We start from the raw sequence: 20614 nt of genomic DNA, 5'->3' as shown, positions 1-20614 counted from the left end.
GTCTCAGAGCCGACCTGCGGCCTTCAGCTCCAGGTAGCGGTCTGCGATGCGCGGCGGCATCGTCTCGGGGTCTGCGGCGATCGCCTCACCGCCCGCACGGCGGATCGCGTCGGCGACGTTCTCCGCATCGCGCATGGTGCGTTCGGCGGCGGCGGCGAGATAGATCTCCTCGCGCGATCCCCGCTGCGTCGTCAGATCGGCGATCCCGTCGTCGGTGACCGAGCCCACGAGGATCGAGGTGGCACGACCGGCATCAGGGAACGCGCCGAGGAAGCCGCGGGCGGACTCCGCGGCGTCCTGTGCCGTGAGCACCACGATCAGTGAGGGGCGGGTCGTGAGAGTGCGCACCGCCGCGAACGCGCCGGACCAGTCCGTGTCGACGAGTCGCGCGTGCACGGGGGCCATCGCGTCGGTGAGTGCGGGCAGGAGCGCCGCACCCTCGACCCCGGTGACCCGTGCGCGCACCACCCGGTCGTACATCAGCAGGTGCACATGATCCCCGGCCCGGGCCGCCAGCGCCGCGAGCAGCAGCGATGCCTCGAGCGCGGCGTCGACGCGGGTGCCGTCGCCGACGCGTGCTGCCGCCGTGCGACCCGTGTCGATGATGATCACGACGTGACGGTCCCGCTCGGGGCGCCAGGTGCGCAGCATGGTCGTCCCCGCGCGCGCCGTGGCGCGCCAGTCGATAGAGCGGACGTCGTCGCCGCGCACGTACTCCCGCAGCGAGTCGAACTCGGTGCCCTGGCCGCGCACCTGGACGCTCGTGTTGCCGTCGAGCTCCCGGAGACGGGCGAGCCGGGACGGCAGGTGCTTGCGGGAGGAGAACGCCGGCAGCACTCGTACCGTCCCACGCACGCGATGCCGCGCCTGACGTCCAGCGAGGCCGAGCGGACCACGCGAGCGGATCATCACGAACTCGCTCACGAGCTCGCCACGGCGTCGAGGGAGCAGCGGGATGTCGATCCGCCGCCTCTCGCCCGGAGGGACGACGAGGCGCTGGCGGTCACTGCCCGCACCCGCCGTCGGCTGCCACGCGTCGCGGATCAGCGCGTGCAGCGTGCGGGTGCCCTGGTTCTGCAGCGCCACGCTCACGGGCACGAGCTCGCCCAGGCGAGTCCTCGTCGGCACGCGTCGGGTGACGACGACGGTGCGCGGGCTGGGTGCGAGCAGCACGTCGAGCGCGACGAGCACGGCGCACACTGCGATCCAGATCCCCAGCGCCGCGTACGGAGGGAACCCGGCGAGCCCGGACAGGACGACGGGCACGACGCCGACGGCGACCGCGAGCGCGAGACGACCGGTGACGAACACCTAGATCGGCACCCGGGTCTGCTGCACGACCGAGGTGAGCACGGCGTCAGCCGAGACCCCCTCCATCTGCGCATCGGGTCGCAGCTGCAGCCGGTGCCGCCACACGGGCACGAGCATGGTCTGCACGTGGTCGGGTGTCACGGCGGAGGAGGCGTTGAGCCAGGCCCAGGCCTTCGCCGCCGCGAGGAGCGCGGTCGAGGCACGCGGGCTCGCACCCAGCTCGACGGACGGGGACTGCCGCGTCGCACGAGCGAGGTCGACCACGTAGCCGAGCACGTCGTCCGTGACCTCGACGCGAGCGGCGGCGTCCTGCGCCGCACGGATCTCGTCCGCGGTCACGGTCGGCTGCACCCCGGTCAGCTCGCGCGGCGAGAAGCCGGAGGCGTGTCGGCGCAGCACCGAGACCTCGGCGTCGCGTTCCGGCATCCCGACGACCAGCTTCATGAGGAAGCGGTCGAGCTGCGCCTCCGGCAGGGAATACGTGCCCTCGTGCTCGATGGGGTTCTGCGTGGCGGCCACGAGGAACGGATCGGGCAGCGCGCGGCTCGTGCCGTCCGCCGACACCTGACGCTCCTCCATCGCCTCGAGCAGCGCCGCCTGCGTCTTCGGGGGCGTGCGGTTGATCTCGTCCGCGAGCAGGATGTTCGTGAACACGGGGCCCGCGCGGAAATCGAACTCGCCGGTGCGCGCGTCGTACACGAGAGATCCGGTCACATCGCCGGGCATGAGGTCGGGCGTGAACTGCACGCGCTTGGTGTCGAGGCCGAGCGCGCGTGCGAACGAGCGCACGACCAGGGTCTTCGCGACACCGGGGACACCCTCGAGCAGGACGTGGCCGCGGGCGAGGAGGGCGACGAGCAGTCCTGTCACGGTGCCGGCCTGACCGACGACGGCCTTGTCGACCTCGGAGCGCACCCGGTGCATGGCCTGTCGGAGGTCGCCGTCGGATGCGGTCGCCGCCGTCGCGGAGGGCGCCGACGTGGTGGAGGGGGAGTCGGTTGTGGGGTCGGTGGTCACGCGGTGTCCTCGGCTTCCGGTCGAAGGCTGATGGGAGTGTCTGTTCGTGGAGTCATCGGATGCGCTCGGGTCATTCGGGTCTCCGCATGTCCGCGAGAGCCGCATCGACGGCGGCCTCGAGCTCCTGCAGGCGCCGGGAGTACTCGACCAGCGCAGGATCGTCGCCGGGCAGCGGCCCCGACAGCAACGACTGCAGCGTCCCGCGGGGGATCCGCAGGCGGTCGGATGCCGCGTCCGCGACCTCGTCGGGCGTGGCATGCACCGCGAGACCGAGACGACGCGCCAGCCGTCGGCGACTTCCGTCGCGGATCGCCTCCGCGGCATGGCCGGCGTCGCCGGACTTCGCGGTCAGGCGGGCCCGGCCGTGCATGGTCTCGGAGGCGCGGACCGTCACCGGCAGGGTCTCCGCGACGAGGGGGCCGAAGCGCTGACCGCGCCACAGGGCGGCCGCGAGCCCCGAGAGCAGCAGCAGGAGGATTGCGGGCGTGACCCAGCCGGGGGTGAGGGACCCGAGGGTGTCGGGGGACTGCCCCTCGATGTCGGTGTCTTCGAAGCTGGGCACGTACCAGACCACGCGATCGGTCTGGCCGAGCAGAGCGAGTCCGAGCGCCGCGTTGCCGTCCTCAGCCAGGTAGGCGTTGCTGAAGAGGCGCGCTCCCTCGACCATGATGCGGGTGCGGCCTTCGGACTCGTCGAGCAGCACGGCGGCGGCGTCTGCGGATCCGAAGCATCCCTTCACGCCGTCGGCCGGGTCGAACAGACGGTCGGGTCGGATCGAGCCGACGTCGGCGAACTCGGGGACATCGCACGACGGCCCGACGGCGGCGGAGTCGGGGGCGGCGTTGCCGCCGAGGTCGAGGAGCGAGAGCAGGTGCGTGCCGGAGGAGAGGAACACCACGCGGTCGGCGGGTTCGATGAGGTCGAGGATCGCATCGTCGGTGAGCGTGTAGGGATTGGCCAGCGCGAGTGTCGCGTCGTCGGTCAGCGCCGCCCGGGCTTCCGCGCGTGTCCGTGCGACGGTGACGTCGACGCCCTGGTCGCGGAGGAGCTCGGCGAGGGCCATGCTGCTGGAGTCGCCCACTCCCTCGGGGTCGAGCGATCCCCGACCGCCCGGCATCTGGACGCCGACCTGAGTCGCGACGAACACCCCGAGCAGAACGAGTGCCGCGACGATGGCCCAGCCGCCGAGGCCACGCAGCCGTCGACCCGGCTGGGGCGCCTCGGCGGTCGACGCCGGGATCTCCTCGACTACCGCGCTCATGCGCTGACCAGTTGTGGGCGCGCCGCGCGCAGTCGCTCGTCCGTCGCGGCGAGTTCGGCGTAGCTCTCGGACGTCGCGGGACGCCGCAGGTAGCGGACGTCGTCGAACGAGACGGCGGCGGCGCGGGCCGCGCTGGACTCCTGAGAGAACACGGAAGACACCTCGCGGGCGATCCCCTGCGCCGTGGCCCCCGGAGCGGGATCGATCAGATCGCGCTCGAGGAGGTCGCGCGCGAGGGCGCGGAAGCGCAGGATCGTCGCCGCGTCCCAATCCCCGTCGCGGGCGCTGCGCTCGGCGTCGGACCGCAGCTCGGCGGCGCTGCGGTCGTCGTCGGCGCCGAGCAGCCCCGCGAACGGCCTGCGCACGGCCTGCGAGCGCCGCGGGCGTCCCCAGACCAGGAGTGCGACGATCAGGGCAGCCACCACGATCACGCAGACGACGATCAGTGCCGTCGGCCCCACGGTGGCGCCGTTGTCGGCGCTGAACAGGTCGCCGAGGAAGCGTCCGATGTCACGCATGAGGAGATCGAACCAGGTCGGTTTCGCGTCGGCGTAGCGCGGGTTCGAGAGTTCCTCCTCGGCCCAGCGCCTGGCGTCGTCCCCGTCGGGGACGAACACGTCGATCGGACGGATCATGCGCGGCCTGCACCGCCGGAGTCGGAGCCCGAGCTGCCGGGATCCGGTGCGCCGGAGGCGTCGTGGGGCGCGGGCGGCGGCGCGTAGGGCGGCGGTGCGGATGCGTCCGAAGGCTGTGACGACTGCTGCGGGGCCGCATACTGCTGTCCGGGGTGCGGCGGGGCAGGAGGCTGCGCCGGATACTGCTGTGCCGGATACTGCTGCCCGGGATACTGCGGATGCACGGGCTGTTGCTCCGGGTACGGCGAGTACTGCTGACCCGGGTACTGCTGACCCGGGTACTGCTGACCCGGGTACGGGTCGCCCGCGTATCCCGCACCGAGCGCCCATTCGGGCACCTGCTTGGGCGGGGGAGCGCTCGTGACGGCCCGGGCGGGGTCGACCGCGAACGGATCCTCGAGCTGTTCCTCGGTCCAGCCGAGATCACGACGTTCCACGTAGCTGATGAGCGCCTGGTCGAGGCCCTCGTACCGCATGCGGGAGTCGAGGTACACGAGGGTCCCCGCCGAGCTCTGCACGACGAGTGTGATGGCCTGCAGCACGAGGAGGAGGATCTGCGGTGCGAGCAGCGCGAACACGAAACCCATGATGGCCGCGGGGTCCTGGGAACCGGTAGGGGCTATCACTCCGCCCAGCATCGTGCTCAGGAGGCTGACGGGCAGATTCACGACCTGCATCGCGATCCCCATGATCGCGCCGATCAGGAAGGTGACGCCCCACGCGACCCAGAACCGGCCGCGCGTGAGCCGCCACGAGCGCACCAGCGCCTCGCGGAACCGCGCGCGCTCGAGCACCAGGATCGACGGTACGAGCAGGAGCTTGGTGGTGAGCCACACCACGAGCGGGATGGTGGCGAGGACGAGAAGGATGACGACGATCACGAGGCCGCCGATGGCCTCGACGGATCCGCCCAGGCCCCCGGCGACGAAAGCCGCGATGACGAGGAAGACGATCACCATCACGCCGAAGACGAAGACGATCGAGAGGGACGCGAAGCCCACGAGCCGCCAGAAGGCGGGGATCATCTTCTTCCAGAGCGCCCCCAGCGACGCCTTCACACCGAGCGCCGCGTTGCCGATCTCGGCGGCGACGACGCCCTGCATGAGAGCGGTGAAGGCGATGGATGCGAGGCCGACGGCGATGCCGGCCACAATGCTCATGCCGATCGTGCCGGCCAGGATCGCCTCGAAGTCGGGTGACGAGGACGAGAGCGACTCGAGGCGCGTGAACGCGGTCGCGAAGACGAACCCCATGACCGCCGCGCTCAGCACCACGACGGCGAGCTGGATCACGACGCCGAACCCGAACAGCACCTTCGGGTTGTGCCGCAACGCCGAGAACGAGCGTCCGAGCAGCATCCCGAAGGTCATCGGATGCAGGGGGATGATGCCCTTCTTCGGGGCAGGGGTCCACGTCTGGCCGGTCACCGGCACTCCCTCCGTCGTGCGCTCCCATCGTGTCATAACACACCTCGCCCGCGCAGACGTGGGGCCGTGGTACTCAGTGCCATAAGGTAACAGTTATGACCTCACGCATCCTTGTGGTCGATGACGACACCGCGCTCGCCGAGATGATCGGCATCGTGCTGCGCACGGAGGGCTTCGAGCCGGTGTTCTGCGCGGACGGCGCGAAAGCGGTGGAGGAGTGGCGCACGCAGCGCCCCGACCTCGTCCTCCTCGACCTCATGCTGCCCGGCATGGACGGCATCGAGATCTGCACGCGGATCCGAGCCGAGTCGGGCGTCCCGATCATCATGCTCACCGCGCGCAGCGACACGTCCGACGTCGTGCGCGGCCTCGAGGTCGGCGCCGACGACTACATCGTCAAGCCGTTCAATCCGAAGGAGCTCGTCGCCCGCATCCGCACCCGGCTGCGTCCAGCGCCCACCACCGTGGGGGAGCAGCTGCGGGTCGGAGACCTCACCGTCGACGTCGACGCGCACGAGGTGCGCCGCGGCACGACGCCGATCGCGCTCACGCCGCTCGAGTTCCAGCTCCTCGTCGCCCTCGCGTCCAAGCCCCAGCAGGTGTTCTCGCGCGAGATGCTGCTCGAGCAGGTGTGGGGCTATCACTACAAGGCCGACACGCGTCTCGTGAACGTGCACGTGCAGCGGCTCCGCGCCAAGGTCGAGCTCGACCCCGACAACCCGAGGATCGTCATGACGGTGCGCGGCGTGGGCTACCGGGCCGGGAGCCCGGCCTAGGTCCGTCATGGCCGCGACCACAGCGACCACCACGGCGATCGCTGTCCTGCGCGACTGGCGCGGCTGGCCGGGGGTGCTCGGTGCCCTCTGGCGTCGCTCGCTGCGGTTCCGGACTCTCACGATCACACTCCTGCTCACCTCGACCGCGATCCTCATCACGTGTGTGACGATGGCGCTCGTGATCCAGAGCGACCTGTTCGAATCGCGCAAGAACGAGGCGCTCGAAGACGCCCGGCGTTCCATCGACCAGGCGCAGATGACACTCGACGCGACCGCACTCGGCGACAACCCGGGTGCGCTGTCCGAACTGTGGGACAGTGTGCAGGCGGACCTCGGCCGCAACTCCACGGCGGAGGGCCTCGCGGGAGTGCGCGTGAAGGCGAACGTCGACATCCCGCTGAACGGCTTCACGGCCGGACTCAGCATGAACAACATCAGTGACGCGCTGCACAACAGGGTCGCGGAGTTCGACGACTGGCAGTCCTGGCAGTCGGTGTCGCTCGAGGTCGGCGGCCGATCCGTGCCGGGCGTCATCGTCGGACAGCAGCTGCAGGTGCCGGAGGCGGGGCCCTTCGAGATCTACTTCGCCTACGACTTCGCCGACGCCGACAACACCCTCACCTTCGTGCAGCGCACGCTGTGGATCGCGGGGATCGGACTCGTGGCGATCGTGGCCGCGATCTCCTTCGTCGTGCTGCGGACGGTCGCCACACCGATCGTCCAGGCCGCGGAGACCAGTGCACGTCTGGCCGCAGGCGATCTGGGAGTTCGCCTCGACGTGTACGGCGAGGACGAGCTCGCGACGCTCGGCCGCTCGTTCAACGCCATGGCCGACAGCATCGAAGCGCAGATCAAGGAGCTCGGCGAGCTCTCGCTCGTGCAGCAGCGGTTCGTGTCGGACGTCTCGCACGAGCTGCGCACGCCGCTCACCACGATCCGTCTGGCCGCGGACATGCTCAACGACCAGAAGCAGGAGTTCGACCCGACGACGGCGCGCACGACGGAGCTGCTGCACACCCAGGTACAGCGCTTCGAGACGCTGCTGTCGGATCTGCTCGAGATCAGTCGTTACGATGCGGGGTCGGTGCAGCTCGAGCTCGAGGCGACGAGCCTCGCCCACCTCGCGGAGGACGTGATCGACCAGATGCGGCCGCTCGCGGACGGGCGCGGCAGCGAACTGAGGCTCGTCGCGCCCGGCGGCTACTCGCCCGTGGACATGGACCCGAGGCGCGTCCGTCGCGTCCTGCGCAACCTGATCGGCAACGCGATCGAACACGGGGAAGGGCGACCGGTCGTCGTCACGGTCGACAGCAACCAGCATGCAGTGGCGGCCGGGGTGCACGATTTCGGGCTGGGTATGGACCCGGCGGATGCCGAGCGCGTGTTCGACCGTTTCTGGCGCGCCGATCCGTCGCGGCAGCGCACGATCGGCGGGACGGGGCTCGGCCTCTCCATCGCTCTCGGCGATGCGACCCTGCACGGCGGATCCCTCGCGGTCTGGTCCGAGTTGGGCGTCGGCACGAACTTCGTCCTGACGATCCCGCGCGGCGAGACCCTCGACGGACCGTCGCCCATCGCCCTGGAGCCGCAGGACGCGCTCGGGGAGGTCGGTGATGCGACGCAGCCCATTCAGCTCGCGGATCTCCCGGCTGAGCTGTTCGATCGAGGGAGCCTGGAATGACCGCGCGCTTCCCCCGGATGCTTCGAGCCCTCGCTCTCGGTGTGACCGCAGCTCTGCTGCTCTCAGCCTGCACGGGGCTTCCCACGACAGGGGATGCGCAGCGCGGCCTCCCCCTCGGCGCTTCGCCGGAGGACCCGGACTTCCTCCCGCTCGCCTCGGGCCCCGCCGAGGGGGCCGGGCCGGCCGCGATCGTGGAGGGCTTCATGGAAGCGGCGATCACCCCGGCCGACAACTGGGACACTGCACGAACGTTTCTCACGCCCGATCTCGCCGCGACCTGGCGTCCCGGCACGGGCGTGTCGGTCGACGTCAGCGCGTCCACCCGGTCCTTCGACTCGAACGTGGAGGACGACGCGGAGGCCGAGGACGGCGATCGCGCCGACGTGCGCGTGACCTTCGAGCAGATCGCGAGCGTCGACGGCACCGGTGCCTACAGCGAAGCAATCGGAGCATCGAACTCGGCGTTCGTGGTGGTGAAGAGCGACGGGCAGTGGCGCATCTCCGAGGCGCCGGACGGCGTGGTCCTCGACGAGGCGCGTTTCTCCCGCGTGTACGACGACTACGCCCTGCAGTACTACGACGTCACTTGGGAGCGGCTGGTGCCCGATGTGCGCTGGTTCCCACGGCGCGCGACGGTCGCGACGACCATCGCGCAGACGCTGATCGGCGGGGCGCCGAGCCCGTGGCTCGACCCGGCCGTGCAGAGCGCGTTCCCCGCCGGGGTGCAACTGGCGCGCGACGCGGTACCCATCGACGCCGACCAGGTCGCGGAGGTCGCGCTCAACCGAGCGGCCCTCGGCCTCGATCCCGTCACTCTCGCACGCATGCGGACACAGTTGCAAGCGACCTTCACGGCGTCCCAACTGCAGATCAACCAGGTGCGTTTCACCGTCGACGGTCGCCCCCTGGAGGCCGGCGTCGCGAAGATCGTCGAGGATCCGCCGGACGGCGGCAGCCTCGTGCTCAAGGACGGCACCTTCGGCACCCTCGTGGGGGGCGAGATCACGCCTCTGCCCGGGGTGACCGAAGAGGTCCTCGCCCTCACCCAGCCGGTCGCCGCGATCGACGTGTCGGTGAGCGGAGCGCACGCTGCCGTGCAGCTCGCCGACGGGCACGTCTGGATGGCAGGCGACGGCAACTTCGACGAGCTCGATCCCCGGGCCCTGTTGGTGCGCCCGTCCATGGATCCGTTCGACTACACCTGGTCGGTGCCGTCGAGCGCGCCCGCGGCGCTGCAGGCGATCAGCACGGACGTCCGCGCGCTCGAGATCGCCTCGGCGTGGCCCGAGGCCTCGCAGGTGTCGGCCATCCGCGTCTCCGCGGACGGCGCGCGCATCGCGGCCGTGATCGTCGTGGGCGGCGAGCAGTGGCTCGTCGTGTCGGCGATCGTCCGCGACGAGGCGGGGACGCCGACCGAGCTCGGGCCGACGGAGGAGGTCGCCCAGCTCGACGACGCTGCGCTCGGACTCGTGTGGCTCGGGCAGGATCGCCTCGGCGTGCTGAGCTCCGGCGAGGACCGCACGGTGCTGACCCAGGTCGTGGGAGGCACCGGCACGGTCGAGGCGGCCCCGACCGCGGCGATCTCGATCGCGGGATCCCGCTCGAACTCCGGCGTCCGGATACTCTCCTCGGACGGCTCCGTCTTCGCGCGCAGCGGATCGGCGTGGAGCGAGTCCACCGACGGCGTGCTCCTGCTCGGCACCCGCGCCGGTCACTGACCCGTCGGGACCCCTCCTGCACGGCCGACCAGCCTGATCCGGCTCTGCACAGACGCCGGGCACACGCCGGGGCACCGCGTTCCCCTGCGGCAGCGGTGGGCGATGCTCGAGGAATGTTCCGCGACCCCCATCTCTCCGCCTCCCTCCGCTCGCTCGGCACGGAAGTCCTGGGTCTGCTCCTCGCCGCGTGCTGCGCGGGCTGCGGCGCGCCCGAGGTGATCCTGTGCGACGCGTGCAGGGGAGAGCTGTCCGCCGCTCCGATCGACCTGCGCACGCCGGGCGGTCTCGCCGTCCGCGCGGCCCTGCCGTTCGACGGAGTCCGCGCGCGTTGCGTCCGACGCCTGAAGGACGACGGGGAGACTCTCCTCGTGCGCCCGCTCGGTGCAGCGCTCGCGGCAGCGATCGCCCGCTCCCCGGTTCCGTCCGCGGCTCTGGTGCCGGTTCCGTCCGCGGCTCTGGTGCCGGTGCCGACCTCGCGGCGTTCGATGCGTCGGCGAGGGTTCAGCGTGCCCGAGGTCCTGATCCGCGGCACCGGGCATCGTCCGCTGCGCGTGCTCTCGACGGTTCCCGGTCGACGCGATCAGAGAGGTCTTGACGTCGCCGACAGAGCGGCGAACGTGCGGGGGAGCATGCGCGCACGGAGTGGAAGCGACGGTCGCGAGGTGATCGTCGTCGACGACGTGATGACGACGGGAGCGACGCTCGACGAGGCGGCGACGACTCTCGCGCGCGCAGGCTATCGAGTGTCTTCCGCCGTCGTGCTCGCCGCCACGCCGCGTCACAGCGAACCCTGAGCAACCGCATGGGCGACACGGAGGAAATGACCCGTGACATCCGGTCGCATGCGGACTACCGTGGGGGGTCACAAGGCGACCACGGTCCGCCCTTGGCCGGGAGGACCGGGACAAGGAGGCAGCAATGGAAACGAGCATCGTCGGCGTCGGAGTGGGTATCACCGATCGCTTCCGGTCCGTTGTCGAGGAGAAGATCGCCAGGATTCAGACGCTCGCAGCGCGTGCGCAGCGACTGGACATCAAGGTCACCCACCGGGTGTACCGCAACGGCCAGGTCCCCGAGGAGACCGTGGAGCTGACGCTCGTCGGCAAAGGGCCGATCGTCCGGGCCGAGGCCACGGACGGCGACAAGTTCGTCGCCCTCGACCTCGCGGTCGACAAGATGTCCGAGCAGCTCCGTCGCGCCAAGGAGAAGCGGGTCGATGGCCGACAGCATCCCCGCGGAGCGCACTTCGAGAAGGGCAGCGGCTCCCTCGAGGGGATCGACGTCGAGCCGGCATCCGCAGACGTCCTGCGCGCCGTGGCGACCGGCAGCGTGCCCGTGCAGAGCGACGAGGACGAGACGTACTCGCCCGTCGTCATCCGCACTAAGAGCTTCGACGCGGAGTGGATGACGGTCGAGGAGGCCGTCGACCGCATGGAGCTCGTCGGTCACGACTTCTTCCTGTTCGTGGACGCGCGCACCGACCACCCGAGCGTCGTCTACCGGCGCAAGGGCTGGGACTACGGCGTGATCGCGCTCGACACCCAGGCGCCCCCTGCCGAAGCGCTCGCATCCTGAGCGCTCTATGACACGCGAACGGCCCGCCTCGACAGGAGGCGGGCCGTTCTCGGTCCGCGGGGATCCATCCGCCCGGATGGTGCGGCGATCAGTCGAAGATGCCGTCCAGGAGACTGCCGATCACGAGACCGCCGAGGATGCCGGACGCGATGTCCCCTCCGCCTCCGCCGCGGCGTCCGCCGCCCCAGCCGCCTCCGCCGCCCCAGCCGTCGCCACCCCACCCCTGGTCCTGCGGGCGGGAGGAGTCGATGTCGCGCTGAGCGAGCTGCAGTGCTTCGGCCGCGAGGTGCGCGACGCGGCGTGCACTCGCCAGCGCCTGGTCCCGTGTGTCCTCGGCGGGGAGGAGATCTGCGAGGTCGACGCGCAGTCGCTCGGCCTCCGCGAGCCGGGTGCGCGCATCCGCACCGATCCAGCCGCGGTGGCCGGAGATGAGTCCGCGGGCCACGCCGAGCTGTCGGTCCGCGTCGTCCATCGCGTGCTGCACCTGCGCGATGCTGGGCAACGGATGCTCCGCGCGGTGGCGGGCCTTGGCGATCGCGTCGTCGAGCGCGGTGTTGGCCGCGCGCAGCTGCGAGAGCTCGGCGAAGGGGTCGCCGGGGGAGCCAGCAGGGGAGAGCGCGCTCAGCGCGTTCTGCAGGTCGCTCACGGCCGCGGCCACGGCGGGTACCTGCGGGGCGGTGCGCGCGGCGATGAGATCTCCGCGCGAGTCGGCCACGACCTCGGCGAGCGTGGACTCGGCGCGCAGCGCCTCGATCTCGAAGTCCTCCACGGCGTCGAGCAGCGCGGAGGCGCGACGTGTCGCCTCGGTGGCGGTCTCGAGCGCGAGGTTCGCCTCCTCGTTCTGCTTCGCCTCGCGCCTGCGTTCGGAGACGTCGGCTCCGTGGGTGGCGAACGCGATCAGCTGCTCGGCCTCCGCGGCGCTCGCGGTGATCTGGTGCATGGCCGAATCCGCGTAGCGTGCCGAGAGCCGCGCGACGGTGTCGTTGGTGTGCGGGATCCGCGAGCTGAGCGCGGCGGCGTCCGCACGCACCTGCGCGATGATCTCGGGAGCGCGGCGCACCTTCGCGATCGATTCGGCGAGGTCGGAGGTCTTCTCGTCGAGGAGATCCTGCGCCCAGTCGCAGAGCTGCACGATGCGCGCGTTGCGAGTGCGGAGCTCCTCCGCGGTGTCGGGGATCTCGTCGTGGTTGAGCTGATGGAGCTGGAAGGCCTCGCGCAGATGAGTGCGCACCGCGTCGAGCGCCTTCGACAGGTCGCCCGTGAGCGAGTCGCCGAGCTCGGCCTGCGCGAAGACCAGCTCGTCGGAGGTGGACCGGATGCGCTCGTCGGCGGCGACCAGCGCCTGCTCGGCCCGGCGCGCCAGATCGGCGTCCTGTGCGGCGAGTTCTTCCTGCTCGCGCTTGCGTCTGCCCCAAATTCCAGCCATGTCTCAGATCCTAGTTTCCCGGGGCTTCAGACGGGCTGTGCATCCGCTCCAGGCGAACGGGGATCAGACGACGAGCACGGAGCCGGCGATGCGGGCCGGTCGCCCGCGCCGGGGCCGTTCGGGGTCGAGCTCGAGGGCCAGCGCATGCCGCGGATGCTCCGCGAGACGCGTGCGCACATGATCGAGCCAGCGCAGCTCGGCTTCCGCCGCGAAGATCAACGAGTCCAGCACCAGCGAACGCGCCAGGCCTTCGGCATCCGCGTCGACGTGCGACGTCCGGCGGGCCAGGAGGGCGCGGAGTCTTGACGTGCTCTCCTCTCGCTGGCGATCGATGATCTCTCCGGCGTCGGCCCCGGGGAGTGTGGCGGCGACCGAGATCTTGATCGTCAGCTCGTCGCGGGCCACGGTGCTGCGTGCGACCGGAGCGAGGAGCCAGCGGTCGACCTCGTCCGCCCCTGCCGTGGTGATCTCCCAGTAGACATGCCCTTGTGCGTCCGCGGCTCCGCGCTGCACGAGTCCGTCGCGCTCGAGCCGCTCGAGCGTGTTGTAGATCTGCCCGACGTTGAGCGGCCACACCGACCCGGTGCGGCGGTCGAACTCGTGGCGCAGCTGATACCCGTAGCACGGGCCCTGGACGAGGATCGCGAGCAGCGTCTGGCGCACCGACATGAGGCCTCCTGGAGTCGAGGACCACTATATGCATACCCGGAAACCGACCGGCGGCGCGCCATGCAGGCCACGTGCAGGTCACGGCCCGGTAACATGGCAAGGTATGCCTGGCGCGACGCCCCAACCGACGGTGCCGCCGGACCCATCGACAGGGAGATGACATCTGTGGCCAATCCTCTTGAGAAGCTGCTGCGCGCCGGCGAAGGACGGGTCATCCGTCGCCTGAACCAGGTGGTGAAGGCCGTGAACGCGCTGGAAGAGGACATCTCGAAGCTCACCGACGAGGAGCTGCGCAACGAGACGACCGAGCTGCGCGCGCGATTCGAGAAGGGCGAGACGCTCGACCAGCTCATGCCGGAGGCGTTCGCGGCCGTGCGCGAGGCGGCCCGGCGCACTCTCGGCATGCGCGCCTACGACGTCCAGATCATGGGCGGTGCGGCGCTTCATCTCGGCAACATCGCCGAGATGAAGACCGGTGAGGGCAAGACCCTCGTGGCGACGTTCCCCGCATACCTCAACGCCATCGCGGGCGAGGGCGTGCACATCATCACCGTCAACGACTTCCTCGCGAGCTACCAGGCCGAGCTCATGGGGCGGGTGTTCCGTGCGCTGGGCATGACCACCGGGATCATCGTGTCGGGTCAGACTCCCGCCGTGCGCCGCGAGCAGTATGCGGCCGACATCACCTACGGCACGAACAACGAGTTCGGATTCGACTACCTGCGCGACAACATGGCGTGGCGCAAGGAGGACCTGGTCCAGCGCGAGCACTTCTTCGCGATCGTCGACGAGGTCGACTCGATCCTCATCGACGAGGCGCGCACGCCGCTCATCATCTCGGGTCCGTCGTCCGGCGAGGCGAACCGCTGGTTCGCCGAGTTCGCGAAGATCGCCCGCACACTCGAAGCCGGCGAGGACTACGAGGTCGACGAGAAGAAGCGCACGGTCGGCGTGCTGGAACCGGGTATCGAGAAGGTCGAGGACTACCTCGGCATCGACAACCTGTACGAGTCCGCGAACACGCCGCTCATCTCGTTCCTCAACAACTCCATCAAGGCGCTCGCGCTGTTCAAGAAGGACACCGACTACGTCGTCATGAACGACGAGGTCATGATCGTCGACGAGCACACCGGCCGCATCCTGGTCGGCCGTCGGTACAACGAGGGCATCCACCAGGCGATCGAGGCGAAGGAGGGCGTGCCGGTCAAGGCCGAGAACCAGACCCTCGCGACCGTCACACTGCAGAACTACTTCCGTCTCTACGACAAGCTCGCCGGCATGACCGGCACGGCCGAGACCGAGGCGGCGGAGTTCATGTCGACGTACAAGCTCGGCGTGATCCCGATCCCCACGAACCGTCCGATGATCCGCAAGGACCAGCCCGACCTCGTGTACAAGAACGAGACCGCCAAGTTCGCGCAGGTCGTCGAGGACATCGCCGAGCGCCACGCCGCCGGCCAGCCCGTGCTCGTCGGCACCGTGAGTGTCGAGAAGAGCGAGTACCTCTCGCGTCTGCTCGCGAAGAAGGGCGTCAAGCACGAGGTCCTCAACGCCAAGAACCACGCACGTGAGGCGGAGATCGTCGCACGTGCCGGACGCCTGGGTGCGGTCACGGTCGCGACGAACATGGCCGGCCGCGGTACTGACATCATGCTCGGCGGCAACGCGGAGTTCCTCGCGGTGCAGGAGCTCAAGAGCAAGGGACTCGACCCCGTCGAGACCCCCGAGGAGTACGAGGTCGCCTGGGACGAGGCGTATGAGTCCATGAAGTCCGTCGTAGCCGAGGAGGCCACCAAGGTGCAGGAGGCCGGTGGCCTCTACGTGCTCGGGACGGAGCGCCACGAGTCGCGGCGCATTGACAACCAGCTGCGCGGACGTTCCGGCCGTCAGGGGGACCCCGGCGAGAGCCGCTTCTATCTGAGCCTCACGGACGACCTGATGCGTCTGTTCCAGTCCGGCGCGGCCGAGGCGATCCTGTCCCGCACGAACTTCCCGGACGACGTCCCGATCGAGTCGGGACTGGTGTCCCGCGCGATCCGCAGCGCCCAGTCGCAGGTCGAGGCACGCAACGCCGAGATGCGCAAGAACGTCCTCAAGTACGACGACGTGCTCAACCGTCAGCGCGAGGCCATCTACGCCGACCGTCGGCACATGCTCCAGGGCGACGACATCGCCGACCGCGTCCAGCACTTCATCGAGGATGCGATCAGCGGCGTCGTGCGCGATCACACGGGCGAAGGCCACAACGAGAGCTGGGACTTCGACGCCCTGTGGACGGAGCTCAAGACCCTGTACCCGGTCAGCGTCACGATCGACGAGGTCGTGTCGGAGGCCGCCGACCGCAAGGGCGGCATCACGGCCGAAGGGCTGACCCGCGAGCTGCTCTCCGACGCGAAGATCGCGTACGAGGCGCGCGAGGAGTCCTTGGGCGAGGCCGCGACCCGTGAGCTCGAGCGTCGCGTGGTGCTGCAGGTGCTCGATCGCCGGTGGCGCGACCACCTCTACGAGATGGACTACCTGAAGGACGGCATCGGCCTCCGCGCGATGGCCCAGCGCGACCCGCTCATCGAGTACCAGCGCGAGGGCTACGCGATGTTCCAGTCGATGATGGGCCAGATCAAGGAGGAGTCGGTCGGCTACCTCTACAACCTCGAGGTCGAGGTGCGTCGCGCCGGGGACTCCGAGACCGCCGAGGTCGAGGCTAAGGGGCTGTCGGACGGCGCGGGCGAGCAGCGACTCGAGTACTCGGCGGCGAACGACGCCGGCGAGGTAGAGGTCCGCAACGAGCGCGGTCAGGTTCAGCAGGCGGCGACCGACCGCCTGCGCCAGGCGGCCGCTCGGGCGCAGGCAGGACAGCAGGAGGAGCCGCAGCAGGATGCTCCGCGCGGCGCCTTCGGTCAGCGCACGGATGCCGAGGCGCCGGCCGCCGGCAATCGCGAACAGCGTCGCGCACAGTCCAAGAAGAAGAAGTAGCACGCGCGGACGCGCATCGTGAGAAGAGGGCCATTCCGTGCGGAGTGGCCCTCTTCGCGTCCCTGTAGGCTTGCGCAATGACCCCATCGCGCCACTTCGACCAGTCGTCGAAGCTCAAGAACGTCCTGTACGAGATCCGTGGAAACACGCTCGTCGAGGCGGCGCGACTCGAGGCAGAGGGCCACCGGATCCTCAAGCTCAACACGGGGAATCCGGCGATCTTCGGCTTCGAGGCCCCGCACCAGATCGTGCACGACATGCTCGCGGCGCTCCCGACGGCCCACGGCTACAGCGACAGCAAGGGCATCGTGTCGGCACGTCGCGCGGTCGTGAGCCGCTACGAGCAGATCGAGGGCTTCCCGCGCTTCGACCCGGAGGACGTCTTCCTCGGCAACGGCGTGTCCGAGCTCATCACCATGACCATGCAGGCACTGCTCGACGAGGGCGACGAGGTCCTCATCCCGGCGCCCGACTACCCGCTGTGGACGGCCATGACGAGTCTGGCCGGCGGCACCCCCGTCCACTACGTCTGCGACGAGGACGACGAGTGGCAGCCTGATCTGGAGGACATCCGCTCGAAGATCACGCCGCGCACGAAGGCGATGGTCATCATCAACCCGAACAACCCGACGGGTGTCGTGTACTCGAAGGAGATCCTCGAGGGCATGGTGCAGATCGCGCGCGAGCACGAGCTGCTGCTGCTGTCCGACGAGATCTACGACCGCATCCTCTTCGACGATGCCGTGCACATCCCGACGGCCACCGTCGCGCCCGACCTGCTGTGCCTCACCTTCAACGGCCTGTCGAAGACATACCGCGTCGCCGGTTACCGCTCGGGATGGCTCGTGATCACGGGCCCGCAGTCCCACGCGAAGGGGTTCCTGGAGGGCATCACGCTGCTGGCCTCGACGCGCCTGTGTCCGAACGTGCCCTCCCAGCACGCGGTGCAGGCGGCGCTGGGCGGTGTGCAGTCCATCGACGCGCTGATCGCGCCGACGGGACGGCTGCACGAGCAGCGAGATGTCGCCTGGCAGGGTCTCGAAGCGATCCCCGGCGTGTCCTGCGTCAAGCCCCAGGGGGCGCTCTACGCCTTCCCTCGACTGGACCCGAACGTGCACGAGATCAGGGACGACGCCAAGCTCGTCTACGACCTCCTCGTGTCCGAGCACATCCTGCTCGTGCAGGGCACCGGGTTCAACTGGGCCACTCCCGACCATCTGCGAATCGTCACGCTCCCGGAGCCGCGCGTCCTCGCCGAGGCCGTCGAACGGCTCGGGAACTTCCTCGCGAGCTACCGGCAGTAGTCGGAGCGGAGCCCGCGGCGAGCTCTGCCGCGGCACGCCGCACCGCGGCGACGAACGCCGAGCGCGGGGCGACGTCGGACGGCGGGCGCGCCTGCAGCAGCGCGGAGTCCGTCGCACGCTGGTCGACCGGGAGGAAGACGATGTCCGTGACACCCGCGAACCTCTCGAGGGTGCGACGGATCTGACCGCGCGCATCGAGTCCGAGCGGACCCGGCCGCACCTTGTTGACGAGGATCCGCAGCGGGGCGTTTCCGATGAGGCGGCGCAGCTCGGCGTGATCGCGGAGGAAACGGCTGATGCTCAGCGGGTCGGCGGCGACGACGGCGACGACGGCGTCCGCCTCGGCCAACGCCGACGTCGTCGCGGCGTGACGGCGAGGTCCGGCGATGTCGAACGTCACCTCGTCGTCGGCGTCGAACGCGCCGGACACGTCGACCACGCAGTCCTCGGCCCAGGCCCGACATGCGCCGAGTGCCGCACGGAGACGCTCGGCTGAGAGTTCGGGCCATCGCGACGGACGGTTGATCCCGCTCAGGACGGCGATCTCGCCGGCGCTCGTCGGCAGGGCGACCGACAACCGGGTGAGCTCGGCATCGTCGAGGGACCCGAGCTCTGCGCGTCGGCAGGCGGCGGCGATCCCGGGTGCGTCATCGCTCAGCCCCAGTATGAGGGCGAGCGACGGAGCGACGGTATCGGCGTCGACGAGTGCGGTCCGCCGCCCGTGGCGGGAGAGCTCGACCGCGAGCTGCACCGCGACTGTGGAGCGGCCCGGTGCGCCGTGCGAGCCCCATACGACGATGATGCGGTGGTCTCCGTCGTGCTCCGACGGCGGCAGGGGGTCGGTGTCGCCGAGTGCGGCGAGCACCTCCCAGCCGGGCGCGTCCGCGGCGAGGGTGGCCGGCAGTCCGTGTCGTGCGAGCGCCCTACTGTCATGATCGCCCACCGGGACGACCCGCACGGCGGCACGGTCGCAGGCAGCGATGAACGCGGGCGTCAGCAGCTCGCGTCGTGCGGGGACGACGACGGCGTCGGCGCCCGCCAGAGACGAGAGGAGCGCCTCGGCCGGCGCGATCATCGCGACGGCTCCCTCGAGCTCCAGCTCGGCGGCCAGGGCGCCCGCGCGCGGCTCGGAGAGGCCGATCAGCACCGTGGTCATCGGTCGGTCCCGACGGGCACGATCGCCAGCTGCGCGCCTGCGGCGATCGCGGCGAGCACGTCCGTCACCGCGCTCCGTTCGATCACGATCTCGACACCCGTGTGTCCGCCGGCGAGCACGCTGTCGTCCGCGACCAGTGAGTGCACGATCGCGTCGCCGACGAGGACGCGCGGTGCACCGACCACGCCGTCCTCCGTGGCCTCCGGGGTCTCCCACAGCTCCACCACGGTCCCGGGGACGACGTCCCGGGGGACACCGGTGCTGCTCGCGATGACGACGGTGGTCGTGCGGCTCGCGTCCGCGTCCGCGAGAGCCGAGTGAGGGACGAGCTCGCCCTCGTCGAGAGTGCGCGCGGCCACGACGCCCTCCTGCACGGATGCGGGGGAGAGATAGTCGTCAACGAGCGGGCCGAGGTTCGCCTCCACGACGCGTAGGTCATCGGCCGTCACGACCTCGCCCTGCACGATCGTGCGCGAGGCCTGGAGGACGGGCGAGGTCGCTCCTGCGGAGGACACCACGAGCCCGACGCCGGCAATCGACGCGGCGATCAGGGCGAGGCCGATGACGAAACGGAGGTCGACCCAGAATGCGCGACGGGGTCGGGGGTGGATGCTCATGCGGGACATGCAAACAGAAATCGGCGGTGCACTCCGCGAGTTATCCACACCGTCGGACGGATCGGGGAGCATGACCGCCGCAGGGGGAGAATGGTGGCATGTCCGAGTCCTCCGTCCCTGCCGCGCGCTACCTCGCTCCCGCGCAGGTGGCGGAACTGCTGGGCATCGAGGTCGACGAGGTCGTCGAGCTCGTGTACCAGGGGCGGTTGCGCGGATCGAGGCTCGGTGCGCCGCCGCGGTGGCGGATCGAGGAGCCGAGCCTCGCCGGATACCTCGCAGAGCAGGTCGAGGAGGCGCGGCGCATGGCGCTGTGGCGTCAGGCCAACGAGGCGAGCTTCCCCGAGCTGTGGGGCGGCGTCCGCGCTCAGGGCATGTGATCCCCGACGATCTGCACCCCGGCGAGAGCGCTGAACGGCACGATGCAGAAGCTGCGCACGGCGCTCACGGTCCGCGGCGCGCCGGCATCGTGGACCGCGAGGTCCAGGTGATCCGCCCCTGCGCGGTCGATCGTCCCGTGCAGCTCTGAGTCTCCGACCCTGAGGACGCGCACCGGGACCCGACGGCGCGCGAGGTCGCGGAGCACGAAGCCGAGGGTCATCCGCTCTTGGAGCACTCCGTCGTCGCGGTCGGCGCCGTCCAGGCTCGCGAGCAGCTGACCGTGGTCGACCCCGATCCCGCGGATCGCGTGCACCGGCACGATCCGGGTCGCGCGAGCCCGGAAGGCGCCCTCAGGCTCCGCCAGGGCCACGGCCGTCCAGTCCGCGCCGAGGGCCTGCAGGCGCACGCGGATGCGATCGCCGCCCGCGACGTCGACCGTGGCCGCGGCCCCGGAGTCGCAGAGGACCCGCAGCCGGTCCCGCAGGTCCAGACGGGAGATGCGCAGACGCTCCGACTCGGCATCCAGCGCGGCGCGCTCGCTCTCCCACTCGGAGGCGAGCTGACCCTCGAGGTCTTCGAACAGACGATCCCAGTGCACCCGAGACACGGTAGGCGACCGCATGGTTCGGGCATACGAGTTATCCACACACTTCGGCGGAAGCCCCGATCCGGTGTGATCCCGCGTGCTCT

Annotated in this window: 18 protein-coding genes; 8 read left to right on the top strand and 10 right to left on the bottom strand. The window is 70.3% G+C overall.

All coding sequences use genetic code 11. The features are described from left to right. Positions 1-3: 3 nt before the first annotated feature. The 5 genes from AKH00_RS03845 to AKH00_RS03825 all read right to left on the bottom strand — a co-directional run bounded on the left by AKH00_RS03845 (position 4) and on the right by AKH00_RS03825 (position 5651). The gene (locus AKH00_RS03845) at positions 4-1311 is read right to left on the bottom strand and encodes a DUF58 domain-containing protein (protein ID WP_050721357.1); all 1308 of its coding nucleotides are present in this window, start codon (positions 1309-1311) and stop codon (positions 4-6) included. Next, a complete protein-coding gene (locus AKH00_RS03840) occupies positions 1312-2235 on the bottom strand; it encodes an AAA family ATPase (protein WP_050722029.1) in 924 nt (307 codons plus the stop codon). Positions 2236-2398: 163 nt separating this feature from the next. Continuing rightward, complete coding sequence (locus AKH00_RS03835) at positions 2399-3589, bottom strand: DUF4350 domain-containing protein (protein ID WP_050721356.1); 1191 nt, start codon at positions 3587-3589, stop codon at positions 2399-2401. Continuing rightward, positions 3586-4224, bottom strand: a complete 639-nt coding sequence (locus AKH00_RS03830) for a DUF4129 domain-containing protein (RefSeq protein WP_050721355.1) — start codon at positions 4222-4224, stop codon at positions 3586-3588. Before AKH00_RS03830 ends, AKH00_RS03835 begins: the two co-directional genes overlap by 4 nt. Beyond that, a complete protein-coding gene (locus AKH00_RS03825) occupies positions 4221-5651 on the bottom strand; it encodes a hypothetical protein (protein ID WP_200903791.1) in 1431 nt (476 codons plus the stop codon). Before AKH00_RS03825 ends, AKH00_RS03830 begins: the two co-directional genes overlap by 4 nt. 95 nt (positions 5652-5746) lie before the next feature. On the opposite strand from AKH00_RS03825, the gene mtrA reads away from it, so the two are divergent. The 5 genes from mtrA (at position 5747) to hpf (ending at position 11401) form a co-directional block, all read left to right on the top strand. Next, entirely contained in the window at positions 5747-6427 is a 681-nt protein-coding gene (gene mtrA, locus AKH00_RS03820) for an MtrAB system response regulator MtrA (protein WP_050721354.1), read from the top strand. A 7-nt stretch (positions 6428-6434) separates the two neighbouring features. Next, the gene (gene mtrB, locus AKH00_RS03815; RefSeq protein WP_050721353.1) at positions 6435-8108 is read left to right on the top strand and encodes an MtrAB system histidine kinase MtrB; all 1674 of its coding nucleotides are present in this window, start codon (positions 6435-6437) and stop codon (positions 8106-8108) included. Then, positions 8105-9826 (top strand): LpqB family beta-propeller domain-containing protein, encoded by a 1722-nt coding sequence (locus tag AKH00_RS03810; protein WP_050721352.1) that lies wholly within the window; start codon positions 8105-8107, stop codon positions 9824-9826. The genes mtrB and AKH00_RS03810 overlap by 4 nt, the downstream gene beginning before the upstream one ends. A 113-nt stretch (positions 9827-9939) precedes the next feature. Then, on the top strand, positions 9940-10620 hold the full coding sequence (locus AKH00_RS03805) for a ComF family protein (RefSeq protein ID WP_050721351.1): 681 nt from the start codon (positions 9940-9942) through the stop codon (positions 10618-10620). A 124-nt stretch (positions 10621-10744) separates the two neighbouring features. Then, complete coding sequence (gene hpf, locus AKH00_RS03800) at positions 10745-11401, top strand: ribosome hibernation-promoting factor, HPF/YfiA family (RefSeq protein ID WP_050721350.1); 657 nt, start codon at positions 10745-10747, stop codon at positions 11399-11401. An 88-nt stretch (positions 11402-11489) separates the two neighbouring features. Here the strand turns inward: hpf and AKH00_RS17960 are convergent, their stop codons facing one another. Continuing rightward, entirely contained in the window at positions 11490-12827 is a 1338-nt protein-coding gene (locus AKH00_RS17960; RefSeq protein ID WP_050721349.1) for a hypothetical protein, read from the bottom strand. A gap of 63 nt (positions 12828-12890) precedes the next feature. After that, positions 12891-13496 (bottom strand): PadR family transcriptional regulator, encoded by a 606-nt coding sequence (locus AKH00_RS03790; RefSeq protein ID WP_050721348.1) that lies wholly within the window; start codon positions 13494-13496, stop codon positions 12891-12893. Between the two features lie 165 nt (positions 13497-13661). Between AKH00_RS03790 and secA the strand changes: the two genes are divergently transcribed. Beyond that, positions 13662-16469 carry a preprotein translocase subunit SecA gene (secA, locus tag AKH00_RS03785; RefSeq protein WP_050721347.1) on the top strand — a complete coding sequence of 936 codons (2808 nt, stop codon included), beginning with the start codon at positions 13662-13664 and terminating at the stop codon, positions 16467-16469. Between the two features lie 77 nt (positions 16470-16546). Beyond that, positions 16547-17773, top strand: coding sequence for a pyridoxal phosphate-dependent aminotransferase (locus AKH00_RS03780; RefSeq protein ID WP_050721346.1), 1227 nt, complete (start codon positions 16547-16549; stop codon positions 17771-17773). On the opposite strand, the gene AKH00_RS03775 is transcribed toward AKH00_RS03780, so the two are convergent. Further along, positions 17697-18929, bottom strand: a complete 1233-nt coding sequence (locus AKH00_RS03775; protein ID WP_050721345.1) for an AAA family ATPase — start codon at positions 18927-18929, stop codon at positions 17697-17699. The two genes, AKH00_RS03780 and AKH00_RS03775, sit on opposite strands and share 77 nt — an antisense overlap. Continuing rightward, positions 18926-19546, bottom strand: a complete 621-nt coding sequence (locus tag AKH00_RS03770; protein WP_050722028.1) for an SAF domain-containing protein — start codon at positions 19544-19546, stop codon at positions 18926-18928. Before AKH00_RS03770 ends, AKH00_RS03775 begins: the two co-directional genes overlap by 4 nt. A 98-nt stretch (positions 19547-19644) precedes the next feature. Between AKH00_RS03770 and AKH00_RS03765 the strand changes: the two genes are divergently transcribed. Beyond that, positions 19645-19923, top strand: coding sequence for a helix-turn-helix domain-containing protein (locus AKH00_RS03765; protein WP_050721344.1), 279 nt, complete (start codon positions 19645-19647; stop codon positions 19921-19923). On the opposite strand, the gene AKH00_RS03760 is transcribed toward AKH00_RS03765, so the two are convergent. Further along, complete coding sequence (locus AKH00_RS03760) at positions 19911-20522, bottom strand: hypothetical protein (RefSeq protein WP_050722027.1); 612 nt, start codon at positions 20520-20522, stop codon at positions 19911-19913. The genes AKH00_RS03765 and AKH00_RS03760 overlap by 13 nt on opposite strands. Positions 20523-20614: the final 92 nt, after the last annotated feature.

This window comes from Microbacterium sp. GCS4 (assembly GCF_001262495.1).
Classification (GTDB): Bacteria; Actinomycetota; Actinomycetes; order Actinomycetales; family Microbacteriaceae; genus Microbacterium.
Note: the sequence above shows the minus strand (reverse complement) of the source record. Positions and strands in the feature narration are given on the sequence as shown.